This window comes from Mastigocoleus testarum BC008 (assembly GCF_001456025.1).
Classification (GTDB): domain Bacteria; phylum Cyanobacteriota; class Cyanobacteriia; order Cyanobacteriales; family Nostocaceae; genus Mastigocoleus; species Mastigocoleus testarum.
On sequence record NZ_LMTZ01000091.1, the window covers coordinates 95,849 to 107,854 of the forward strand.

At 36.7% G+C, this 12,006-nt stretch carries 8 protein-coding genes; 1 reads left to right on the forward strand and 7 read right to left on the reverse strand.

Annotation, left to right across the window (positions count from 1 at the left end):
• Positions 1-23: 23 nt before the first annotated feature.
• The 7 genes from ispG to hpsJ-B form a co-directional block, all read right to left on the reverse strand.
• A complete protein-coding gene (gene ispG / locus BC008_RS18055; protein WP_027840974.1) occupies positions 24-1,253 on the reverse strand; it encodes a (E)-4-hydroxy-3-methylbut-2-enyl-diphosphate synthase in 1,230 nt (409 codons plus the stop codon).
• 889 nt (positions 1,254-2,142) lie between these two features.
• Complete coding sequence (locus BC008_RS18060; protein ID WP_027840973.1) at positions 2,143-3,537, reverse strand: PP2C family protein-serine/threonine phosphatase; 1,395 nt, start codon at positions 3,535-3,537, stop codon at positions 2,143-2,145.
• Between the two features lie 977 nt (positions 3,538-4,514).
• Positions 4,515-6,440, reverse strand: a complete 1,926-nt coding sequence (gene ftsY, locus BC008_RS18065; RefSeq protein WP_027840972.1) for a signal recognition particle-docking protein FtsY — start codon at positions 6,438-6,440, stop codon at positions 4,515-4,517.
• A gap of 298 nt (positions 6,441-6,738) precedes the next feature.
• The gene (nusB, locus tag BC008_RS18070) at positions 6,739-7,389 is read right to left on the reverse strand and encodes a transcription antitermination factor NusB (protein ID WP_027840971.1); all 651 of its coding nucleotides are present in this window, start codon (positions 7,387-7,389) and stop codon (positions 6,739-6,741) included.
• A gap of 112 nt (positions 7,390-7,501) precedes the next feature.
• The gene (locus tag BC008_RS18075; protein ID WP_027840970.1) at positions 7,502-8,224 is read right to left on the reverse strand and encodes a DUF502 domain-containing protein; all 723 of its coding nucleotides are present in this window, start codon (positions 8,222-8,224) and stop codon (positions 7,502-7,504) included.
• 597 nt (positions 8,225-8,821) lie between these two features.
• Complete coding sequence (locus tag BC008_RS18080; protein ID WP_027840969.1) at positions 8,822-9,766, reverse strand: glycosyltransferase family 2 protein; 945 nt, start codon at positions 9,764-9,766, stop codon at positions 8,822-8,824.
• Positions 9,767-9,937: 171 nt separating this feature from the next.
• Positions 9,938-10,783: a hormogonium polysaccharide biosynthesis protein HpsJ gene (gene hpsJ-B / locus BC008_RS18085; protein WP_036264505.1), complete on the reverse strand. Its 846-nt coding sequence runs from the start codon at positions 10,781-10,783 to the stop codon at positions 9,938-9,940.
• A 677-nt stretch (positions 10,784-11,460) separates the two neighbouring features.
• Between hpsJ-B and psbP the strand changes: the two genes are divergently transcribed.
• Positions 11,461-12,006, forward strand: coding sequence for a photosystem II reaction center PsbP (gene psbP / locus BC008_RS18090; RefSeq protein WP_027840967.1), 546 nt, complete (start codon positions 11,461-11,463; stop codon positions 12,004-12,006).

Sequence of the window (12,006 nt, forward strand, 5' to 3'; positions counted from 1 at the left end):
GCTTATTGATTTTGAAATCAAGCTTAGGGGTCTACCCAACGCCCATCAGCTTTAATCAAGTTAATTAACTCCTTAACGCCTCGATCTTCTGGAACTTTTTTGATTTCTTCTCGGCCACGATATAAAGAAATATATCCAGGATTTTTGCCGACGTAACCATAGTCAGCATCAGCCATTTCTCCTGGTCCATTTACAATACAGCCCATAACTGCGATATCTAAACCAGTTAAGTGTTTGGTTGCTTCTCGGACTTTATGCAGAACTTCTTCTAGATTGAATAATGTCCGTCCGCATGAAGGACAAGCAACATATTCAACCATTGTTTTCCGCATCCCTAAAGCTTGCAAAATACTGTAGCAAACGGGAATTTCTTTTTCCGGTGCCTCTGTGAGAGAAACACGAATGGTATCACCAATACCCTCAGCTAAAAGTGTAGCAATTCCTGCGGTTGATTTGATCCTGCCATATTCACCATCGCCCGCTTCGGTTACACCAAGATGCAGGGGATAATCCATTCCCAAATCATCCATTCGCTTTGCCATTAGCCGATATGCCGCTAACATAACAGGCACTCGAGAAGCTTTCATGGAAATTACTATATTGCGGAAATCAAGTGATTCGCAAATGCGAATAAATTCCAAAGCTGATTCCACCATTCCTTCAGGAGTATCGCCATAGGTAAATAGCATTCTTTCAGCCAAAGACCCATGATTGACCCCTATTCGCATTGCTTTCCCTTGATCCCTGAGAGAAATAACCAGAGGTTCAAGGGTTTCACGAATTTTGTCACCAATTTCATCAAATTCTGCGGAAGTGTATTCAGTTCTATTTGCGTCTGGTTTTTCAAACACATATAAACCTGGATTAATCCGTACTTTCTCTATATGTTTGGCAACTTCCAAAGCAATTTTCATCCCGTTGTGGTGTATGTCAGCCACAAGGGGGACATCCCTATAAGTTTTAATTAATTTTTGTTTAATTTCCGCTAAAGCTTTAGCATGAGCAATGCTAGGTACAGTAACGCGGACAATCTCACAGCCAATTTCATGTAAGCGACGAATTGCTGCAACAGAGGCATCAATATCGAGGGTATCTTCATTAATCATTGACTGTACTACCACTGGGCTAGAGCCACCAATGGTCACATCTCCTACCTTAACTGGACGGGTTTTCCTCCGTTTAATAGTAGTGTCGATGTTGGGTTGATTAAACGTGTTATTAGAGGTCGTTGTTGGTGTTGCCAGCGTTTGCATAACCTATGTAGGTGAATTTTTGTAGCGAAAATATCAAATTTGAGAGTTCTCTGTTTTTCAGAGTGCCACACTTAGGGAAATTTTGCTTCACTTAGGCAAAAAAAAATAAAAAAAAAGACAAAAATCTCGAGAAATATTTGCCCTTTAGTTAAAAATACGAGTTATACACAAAAAGTATTATTAATTACATGATTTAATTGTGCTTATTAGTATAAATACAATGACACTAGGTTATGTGCTTGATAAATAATATACTATCTAAATATTCGATAAATTGTAATAATTATTGCTTTCTATCTTAAGTATCTCGAATGTTGCTTATGTGGTTTTACAAATTTACGAATTATATTCCCTGATGTATAAAGAATGCATTGCCTTAAGAAAAAAAATAATCTTCTTAAAATCAAAACTACCATAAAGCAAATTGTATTCAGAATTATAGATAATATAAAAAATGGATTAAATTTTATACAAGTAAATATAATTAAATAAAAATTTTGTGTTGGCTTGCTAATTCATACCAATAACTTACTGATTTTATACAAATAAAAAATCAAGTCTTATTTCAAATTTAGTAAGAAGTTATTTGAATTATTATCTGTGCTAATAAATTAAATAAATTAAACAGGAAATCAAATAAATTAAAATACCTTTATCAGTTCAAGGATAGTAAATTTATATTATTGATATATGTTTTTTGCAAAAATTTTTAAGCTTTAGTTTCTGTAACTTTAATGTTCAGAAATTTCAGCGTTCGCATTCTATCATTTGTAAAGCGAAATATACATATGATTCATAGGCTCGTATGTGAACTTTTTTTATTCTGGAAAACTATATTTGCCTGTTAGATCGTCAACCAAACTTCCACTAGAGTTAACTACACCATTTACTAATCTTCAAGTTTAAGTACGACCAAAGTCATATCATCTGTGTTGGGTTTATCTGTACCCATAAATTCATATACTTGGGCAAATACGTAATCCAAAATATCTTGTGGGTCGCTAAATTTTCTACAAGCAAGTGATAAAGATGAGATCAGATTTTCTTCATCAAAGCGTTCGCCGCTACTATCTGCAGCATCAGTAAAACCATCGGTATAGTAGATAATTGTATCTCCTGCTTCTAATGTCGCTTGAGCATCTTCATACTCACTGTTAGCATCCAAGCCAATCAACATACCAATAGTATCTAACCGAGTAATAGTTTTAGTTGCTGCATGCCACCAATAAGGTGGATTATGGGCAGCATTACTAAAAGATAAAGTTCGAGTATTCGGGTCATACTCAGAGTAAAAAATGGTTACAAAGCGGTTAGAAGTTTCTAAATCCGCGTACATTACCCGATTTAAATTTTGCAAAATTCTCGCGGGTGAGTGACCATTTAAAACTTCTCCCCGTAACATTCCCCGCATCATAGTCATGATTAACCCTGCAGGAACACCTTTTCCCATCACATCACCAATTACCAAGCCCCAACGACCATTAACGGAGAGATTGTGAGCGTGGGGTTGAATTTGCTTGTGATTAGTAGGAATAAAATCGTAATAGTCTCCACCGACACGATTTGCAGGCTTACAACGAGCAGCTAGGGTAACTCCAGGGATCATCGGAAACTGACGCGGTAAAAGTCGCCTTTGAATTTCTGCGCCAATTTCTAACTCTTGATCCAAACGCTCTTTTTTTCTTAGTTCTACTCCCAACTCATCATTTTCAATTGCAACTGCAGTTTGATCGGCAACTAAACGCACTAATTTCTGCCTAGTTTCTGTCCAACTATATTCTCGATCGCGACTGAGCACATATAACCATCCTCGCTCAGTGTGCTTTACCAAAATCGCGGTACCAAAAATCTGAATATCTGGTCCTAAATAGCGATGCATGCGATCATCCAAAATGCCTGTGGCGGTTGCAATTGGAGCAGAACTTGGTGCTAAAGTGATTTCACTACTGGCATTTTCTAATGCTTTACGAATATTTTTTCTTTGGCGGCTATCTTGCCAGTGCAATTGTTCTAGTCTTACTTGACCGTTGGGTTTATAGAGAAATAAGGCACTACCATCAGCATCAGTTACCCTTGTTGCCATTAATGGAATTAATTCTAAGAATTGATTCAAATTATTGAAGCTTCTAAGAGCAAAACCCAACGAACTTAACAAATCTTGAATTTTGTTTTGCTCCCGATGCAATCGTGCCACAAGTTCTTTAAGCGCTACGACTGGAGTGACATCTGTTGCAGCACTACCGTTATTTTCACTGGATGGAAAAGGTGATTGAGACACGGGCAGTAATATGACTTCAAAAGTGGGATATTTGTAACTGAAATTACTTGTACATTATCTTAGAAATCGATAACTAAACTATATTGATGTGGGAACTGCTAGTTTAGCTTCTTCTGAAACAGATAATAGATAAACTTTATAAGTATTTCATGTTTGTTGCTGAATTCTATCTCCACCGACATTAAAATTCTAGTGTTTACACTTGTTAATCAGCTTGAGTAAAATCAAATTTTTCAAAGATGAACCCATACAAACTGTGATATTTTCATAATTTTAATTACTAAATCATATACCTGAAGATATAAAAACCATTTTCTATTTTGCTAATTCCCATCGATTGGGGAATACTGAATATTGCTTAAATAAACCTTATCAAAAATACATGCATGGGTAATATTGCTACACTTTACAAATTTTCAACTATTGATACTGTGTAAAAATTAGGCATTATCCAAACAATATTTCAGTTATAAAGATTTAGGAATTCTACCACCTATTGGTTACAAATCAAGCAGATATTCACACATATAACCAAAATTAAAATGATGAAAATATGTACAACTGGGTAGAATTGAAAAATCTGAACAAAGCATAACCTAAAACTTTTCACAACACAACAGAAATATTGTCGCTCTCATTAAAATGTCACATAACTACTCAGTAATTTTTCGCTGTAGGATTTACTGAAAATTCTCACATCAACTTGCATTAATCTGGGGGAATTACCAGCTGAAGTTTTTGTGAATAATATTTGATTTTACAAATTCTAAAAATTACTGAGCACAGGGAAAAACAAGAGATAAAAACTGTTTGAGCGAATTGATTTACACAAGCCAAATTTGAACAAATCACGACCGCTCATATCAAATAATATTTACATTAGGACTTGTACTATTTGACACATTTTTTCGTAACTAGATAATTAAAATATATTGGATCAAAATACAGTACAAGCCCTAATTTTTTTTAGCAACTAGAGTCGCTCAACTACTCAATAATGCTTCAACAAACTCATAGCTAGAAAAAGGACGTAAATCCTCAATACCTTCTCCTGCACCAATAAAGCGAATTGGTAAACCTAACTGTTTAACCACAGCCAAAGCAACTCCACCTTTGGCTGTACCGTCAAGTTTGGTTAGAACAACACCACTAAGTTTGGCTGACTGGGAAAATACTTGGGCTTGACGCAAACCATTTTGTCCCAAGGTCGCATCAAGGACTAACAGTGATTCTACTCGAGCATCGGCAGCCTTCTTGTCAATAATCCGCCGGATTTTGCTGAGTTCTTCCATCAAATTTTTCTTATTTTGTAATCTTCCCGCAGTATCTATTAAAAGTAGTTCTGTTCCTCGGGCTTGAGCGGCTGAAATAGCATCAAAAACTACTGCTGCAGGATCAGTATTTTTGCCTTTATTAGCAATTACTTCAACTCCACTTCTTTCTCCCCAAACCTTTACTTGCTCTACTGCTGCTGCACGGAATGTGTCTGCAGCGCCAATTAAGCATTTGTAACCTGACTTTTGAGCAAGGTGAGAAATTTTACCAATAGTGGTGGTTTTCCCCGCACCGTTAACTCCATTTACCAACCAGATATTGAAAGAATTTTTATCAGGTGCAAAAACCGACCGATCAGATTTTTCCAATGGTGCGTCAAGCATATCCCGAAGAATTTCTTTAAGATAAGCAATTGCCTTTTCTGGCGGAAGAGTTTCTTGACGAAGTTTTTCTTGCAGAGAATTAACAATGAAATCGGTAGCTTCTACACCAACATCTGCTTGTAAAAGGAGTGCTTCAATTTCTTCTACTCCTGCTTGGTTGAGAGGTCCTTGACCAACAATTGAACGAAGTTGGTTAAGGATTCCCCGTCGTGTTTTTCCCAAACCCTGACGCAGTTTTTTCAGCCATGTAATTTCTTCAACAGAAATATCTTCAGGACGCCGACCCTGGGCTGCTAAAATTTCCGCTGACCATAAAAATCCCTCATCAAAATCCATTCCTGGTATTTCTGAAGAATCAATATTTGGAACCGCTTCAGTACTTGTTTTACTTGCGACTTCCTCTGTCTCCGAATCACTTGCAGGAATTTCAATCGCATTGGCGATTAATCTTTCTTGTTTCGCTTGCCTTTCTGCAGCTGCTCTCTCTAGAAAAGATAGACTCGCTTGAGGTTGATCGCTGCTGTTTGCTGTGACAGAGATTTTTCCTTCCTCTGATGTTTCCTTAGTCGAATCTAAATCAACTGCTCCTTCTTGACCAGTCTGTAATTTTGTAGCACTTTCAGAAAAATTACTCTCACTTTCAGCAATCTTACTTTCAGTAGTATTATTTTCAAGGACAGTACTTTCAACAGATGTATTAGGTATCTCTTGAGGACTTTGTGAAACTATTGTCTCTCTAGTTTCTTCTAACTCAATTACTGATGTTTCTCCTTCAGTGTCCGTTGCCTTAGGTAAATCTTGAGTATTTTCTGAAACTATTGTGTCGCTGTCGTTAGCTTCTTCAGTGGCTAATTCTTCTGTTTCTTTCTCTGTTGTAACAGGAGATTTTTGAATATTTTCTGAATCTTGAGTATTCTCTGAAAGTGCTGTATCGCTGTCGCTGACTCCCTCGGTAACCGATTCTTCTATTTCTGTTTTTGCTTCTCGGGAAGTTTCACTTACTTTTTGAGTTTCTTGAGATGGTAATTTCTGAGTTTGCTGTTGTTCCTGAATATTTTTATAAGCAGCCTTCGCCCACGTCAAATAATTTACTGCTTCGTCTGAAGAATTTTCCGTTTCTGTAGTAGATGATGTTTCTGGGGATGAAGTGCTGTTATCTTCTTCTTTCGCGCCTATTTTTTCTTCTTGTTTTTCGTCAGAAGTTGTTTTAGATGAATCGTTATATTGACGGCGAAACCAATTAAAAACCATTGCTGTTAGTAATATTAGTTATTTTAACTCCACACTAACAAGAGAGTTACCATGCTCAAAACAAGCACAAAAGCCTAAATTCTGTTTTTGACTCCTCATTGACCCACCCATTCATCTGCGAAAATTTTATTTCTTAAACTCATCTACTACTTTAGCGTTTTTGAACTCTATCCTTCTCAAAGCAAGAATTAAATTCTTAAAAACATCTTTGAATCAGAAATTTTTACCCTGCAAAATTCTTCAATTGCTAAGATTTACCCGAGCAAGACTTAAATACCAGTATTTTTTATTCTTATTCTTATTTTTTTTGTTGTTCTGTGACTCGACGGAGTACACCATTAATAAAACGGTGACCATCTTCGCCACTGTAACGTTTAGCGAGTTCTACTGCTTCATTTATTGCAATTCTATTTTCCAGTTCTAAAAACATCATTTCTGCCACAGCAATTCGTAAAATATCTCGATCTATTTGAGCAAGGCGATTTACTTGCCAGTCCACTAATGCTTCAGAAATGACTCGGTCGAGATGTTTTCGCTCATTATTTGCTGTTTTGACAATTTCAATCGCATATCTTGCAACTTCTCGATCTTGGTTCGCCAATTGAATTAATTCTGGGAAATCTACCGCCGCACCCAATTGGTTAATTGCAGTTTGGGTATGTTCGATTGCTTCCCTAACCATAGTCCGAGAATTATTGAGATCGCTAGCACGAGTTTGGCTACTCAAAAGTCGATCGTTACCGCGCTGCAATTGTCCCGCAGCATTGTCTAAGGTATCTTGAACCTCTGAAGTTAGTGTTCTAACTGCTGCTAACAATAATTTAGGTAGTTGGACCTCAGTCAGTTTATTGGGGTTAGTTGGCAACTGACTAAGACTTAATAAAGCTAATTCGCGGGCAATTTGGCGAGGTTTTCGAGAACCTTTATGAGGAGATTTTTGGGCTTCCATAACTGTCAAAGAGGTGTGAAGAATAAGAAGTTAGATTTATTGGCTCAAATTATTAGCTCAAAATTATTGGTTTAAACTATACCAAGTAGATATCGTATAAACTGTAATCTCCTCAAGTTTCTTCGATTGGCGTTATTTGCCGTTTGAATGCAGGAGGAGGAACTTCGAGTTTGCGATCTTTGGATAATTTGAGAGGTGGCAACGGGGTGTTAGGAGCTACGATACCACCTGAAACTAAAATCTTAAAGGCATCCTCTATGGAAATTGACAGATTGACTACTTCATCTTCTGGAACGACTGCATACCAACCAGTTGTTGGGTTAGGAGTAGTAGGAATAAAAACACTAAGCATCGGTCTTTTCATTTGACTTTGAATATCACTGCTGATTGCTGCTGTGACAAAACCTATTGCCCATATTCCTTGGCGGGGATATTCAACTAAAATCACCCGACTAAATTTCCCCTTAGAATCTTTGAGTAATGTTTCTAAAAGTTGTTTAAGTGTTTTGTATACTTGCCCTGCTAATGGGATAGCTTGTAATATACGTTCGCCAACATCTAGTAACCAACGCCCGACTATATTCCTAGCCATTAACCCAATCAAAAGTATGCTCAGTAATGGCACCATTAGCCCCACCACCAAGTTTAATAGGTTTACTAAGATTGGATTCATCCCATCAAAGGGATTTAGTTGTTTGGGAATTTTAGTTAGAAAATCTATTGTCCAACTAGCGATTGTAATTGTTAGCCAAATAGTTGTTGCTAGGGGAATAATTACCAACAAACCAGCTATTAAGTCATTTTTTAAGCTTTGTTTCCAGCGTTCGGTTACCAAGCTCCTGCTCTCCTTTTTTTGCTTAGTGGAACCTTGTGTCTTGGTGATGCTTTCTGTAGAAAAGACACGAAATTGATGTTGCAGTTTATCGACACCATATTTGATGCTTAATCACTTGGATTTCGGATATCGCAACAAAAATTTTTTTAATTTTTTCTTTTCCCTTGTTCTCCTCATATCGAATATTTTCGGATATCTCAACCAATTGCAAAATCGACAAGACCCCAAAAAATATTGAAAAGTGAAGGCAAGGAAAAAACTTCATCCGTATTTACTTAACAAGAACGTAAGAAATATTTACTAACTCATAGGTATACAAAATTCGACCGGGATCCCGATCTAGTGATTTGTAGGGCTTTTACTTTATATATTTAAGACTTGTAAACGATTGTTGCAAGTCATTCAGATTATTACTAATATTACCGCGCTCAGCAAAAAGCTGCTCATAATTCCCCAAACTAGCAGAAGAAAGTAAATATCTTTAAACGCCGTAATGTATCGTTTATCCAGAGATAAACCAGATAAAAAAAAATTATGTGAATTTTGTTAAGTTATATTAACAATACATTTAATACTTGGTAGTAATTTCTACTTTTTTCAAGGATTTTTGAGAATGCGGTCAATTTTACTAATTCCATCCAGAGACAACCTTGAATTCAAAGATGGTTGGGACATATGTTTTAATTCCCAAGTTTTAAGTACGATTAGATACTCATAAAATGCTTGTAAGGTGCACCATGCTAAGCCTGGACGCCCATCCCAGCAACCACCTAATATGAAATACATGTAAAAGAAGCGAATTAAAGGTCTAGCTGGAAGACGCAAAGATAAGTCTTTTAAAGCTCGACGACGTTCTACTTCCGAATGCCCAAAAAATAAATCTTGCCAGTTAATTCTACCGTTATGTAATTGGTGCAATGTTTCTTGGGCTTCATCAGAGGAATAGCGATTATGTTTATCAATCCAACGACTCAGACCTTTACCACAGGTATAGTGAGGATAAGTTTCTTTGAGAAAACCTGTAGCGCCTTCACAGACTTCCCGTTCTGTATGACCATAGTCTTCAAACCAAACTTTACCATGTTTTAACAGGCGTAATTGATAGCGTGGATATTGGGTAGAGTGACGAATCCAACGACCCATGAACATTACGCGTTCAGCAACATAATAGCCAACACATTGAAAATTTTGAACCTCAGGATTTTGAACTTCAGAATTTTGAACCTCAGAATTTTGAACCTCAGAATTTTGAATTACCTGTTTACATTCAGCGAATAACTCCGGCGTCATGCGTTCATCTGCTTCAAGAATGTAAACCCATTCATATTTCGGAGGTACAGAATTCAACATCCAAGTGCGTTGGCGTCCGTGGCTTTCAAACTGATGTTTTACAACTCTTACGGGATAAGAATTGGCAATTTCAACCGTGCGATCGCTACTACATGAGTCAACAACAATAATGTCGTCTGAAAGCATTGCTGACTCAATACAAGCTGCAATATCTAGCTCTTCGTTGTATGTCAGTATATAAATTGAAATCATAAGCGGTAAAGTTGATAATTGTTTTTATAAATTGATTTCAAAAGGATTGAAAAAAAAATAATTCAAAATTTGAGAAGTTCAAAATTTGAGGAATCCAAAATTTGAGGACAGCGTGAGAATTAGTTGGAAACTAATTTCTCTTACTGCCTCACACCAATAAAATTAATTAAACTAAGCAGTGGTAGCTTTACGTGAATTACCTCGTAAAGTACCCATATTTCTTAGACCAGTCCAGCCGATAACAATGTAACCAATTGCCAACAACAAACTACTAATACCAATTCGCACTCCAGAACGCCACGCTCCATCTCTCTCACGTTTTGCAGCTTCTTCTTTGCGTTCATTAATTTGACTTAATTGCTGCTTCGCTAAAGCCTGAGGGTCGATTTGTTGCGTAACCAATTTATCTATATCTTTGGGGTTAGCTTTGGCTTTACCCAGCAATTCTTTAAGATTTGAATTGAGGGCTGGATTTGCTAACGCCTCATTATATTTCTTTTCGTCCTTTAATAATTCAGTAATTTGAGCTTTCAGTTGCTTGCGTCTATTGTCCAGTACCGCTTTACCCTGTTCGCTGTTCAATTGGGCTTCTAACTGGGAAGCTTGACGACTTAACTGTGTTTGGGCTTGCTCTGCTTGCTTATTGATTTGTTCTACCCTTTGAGTACTAGCTTGACGAACATTATTGAGGTGTAATGGGAAAATTAGCAAGAACATTAGCCCCAAAATACTGGAAAGTATCAATGCTGGCATTCTTAAATCAATACCAGCGTTCCCAGAATTATCATTAGCAAAACTATGAGCCCAGTAGCCACTGAATAACATACCTAATCCCACCATAGGTACAATTCCTCGGTCAACCAGTGCTGTTGCTAAGTTAATTTGCCAAGTTCTATCCGTTGGCTGAAAGGGAAGTAGCAAAATAATAAAATCAATTAGAAAAGACAAAATCAAAATTATTCCAACTACTTTGAGTGTGCGACCTGCATTCATCGCAGCAAATGATGTATTCACCATAGTTTGTTTGTTTTTTAGTAATTAAATTGATTGCTCAATATCAACTTTTTGGAAGATTATTTTCACAACCTTAACTTTTATTTATTTTCCTTCATTGGAATTTAAAGCAGGCAGTGAATTTTTAACTTTTTGTCAGGACCTAGCTCAAGGTAACATCTAGCACTACTGATGTCTTCAGAAATATCCCGTCACACATAACACTGTTTCAGTCAACAACCAAAACACTTAGAACTTTAGCTTACCTAATTAATTTAGGTAAATCATCAATTAATACTAGCAAAACAGTTTACTCGTAATGGCATGAGGTATGTAATATCACTCACATTTTGTTCTGGAAACCAATATTTCAGTAAATCTGCCATCTTAGATTAGTACGCCGTTATATATTTTCTGAACGACATAAATCAGTTTTTTGTCCTGTTCGTGAAAATGTTTTTAATCTCTAAAATTGTGAATCTCTAGAATCGTGTCCAAACGCTTATGAGAATTGTATTTCTGGTTGATTTAATACGGGTTTGCTCGAATTTACGGAATAGATAGATCCTGAAATTAGCAAATATGACTAAAATTCAGTCTTATACAGTTTGTATTCACCGAAAATTACTTCTTGATGGGACAATAAGAAATGTGAATACTCTGGTAGAACGCTTGCTCCAGACCCAAAGGAAGTTATAGAAATGTGGAAAAAAATATTACTCTTATTTTTGATAACACTGAGTTTTCTTATTACAAATGTTGATATTGCAGCAGCAGCTGGTCTGAAAAGTTACGTAAATACCGACAAAGGATATCAGTTTTTATATCCTAATGGCTGGGTACAAGTAAAAGTGTCCGGTGGACCAGATGTTGTTTTCCACGACATAATTGAAACAACGGAAAATGTTTCAGTTATTGTTAGCCCTGCTCCTTCCAATAAGACTCTTGCTGAATTAGGTACTCCTACGGAAGTAGGATATAAATTGGGTAAAAATGCTTTAGCCCCTGAAGGTAGTGGACGAAAGGCAGAATTAGTTGATGCTCGCGAGCGGCAAGTCGAAGATAAAACTTACTATATGTTGGAATATGTTGTAAAGCTGCCAAACAATAGAAAAAGACATAATCTTGCCAGTGTGGCACTTCGCCGTGGTAAGGTGTTTACTCTAAACGCGTCAGTTTCTCAAAGACGTTGGCCAAGAGTCAAAAGACTGATTGAAGATACAGTTTCATCTTTTTCTGTTTACTAA

Excerpts from the sequence above, each read along its gene's own strand:
- ispG (WP_027840974.1), bottom strand. The coding sequence starts at position 1,253 with ATGCAAACGCTGGCAACACCAACAACGACCTCTAATAACACGTTTAAT.
- ftsY (WP_027840972.1), bottom strand. The coding sequence starts at position 6,440 with ATGGTTTTTAATTGGTTTCGCCGTCAATATAACGATTCATCTAAAACA.
- nusB (WP_027840971.1), bottom strand. The coding sequence starts at position 7,389 with ATGGAAGCCCAAAAATCTCCTCATAAAGGTTCTCGAAAACCTCGCCAA.
- BC008_RS18080 (WP_027840969.1), bottom strand. The coding sequence starts at position 9,766 with ATGATTTCAATTTATATACTGACATACAACGAAGAGCTAGATATTGCA.
- hpsJ-B (WP_036264505.1), bottom strand. The coding sequence starts at position 10,783 with ATGGTGAATACATCATTTGCTGCGATGAATGCAGGTCGCACACTCAAA.
- psbP (WP_027840967.1), top strand. The coding sequence starts at position 11,461 with ATGTGGAAAAAAATATTACTCTTATTTTTGATAACACTGAGTTTTCTT.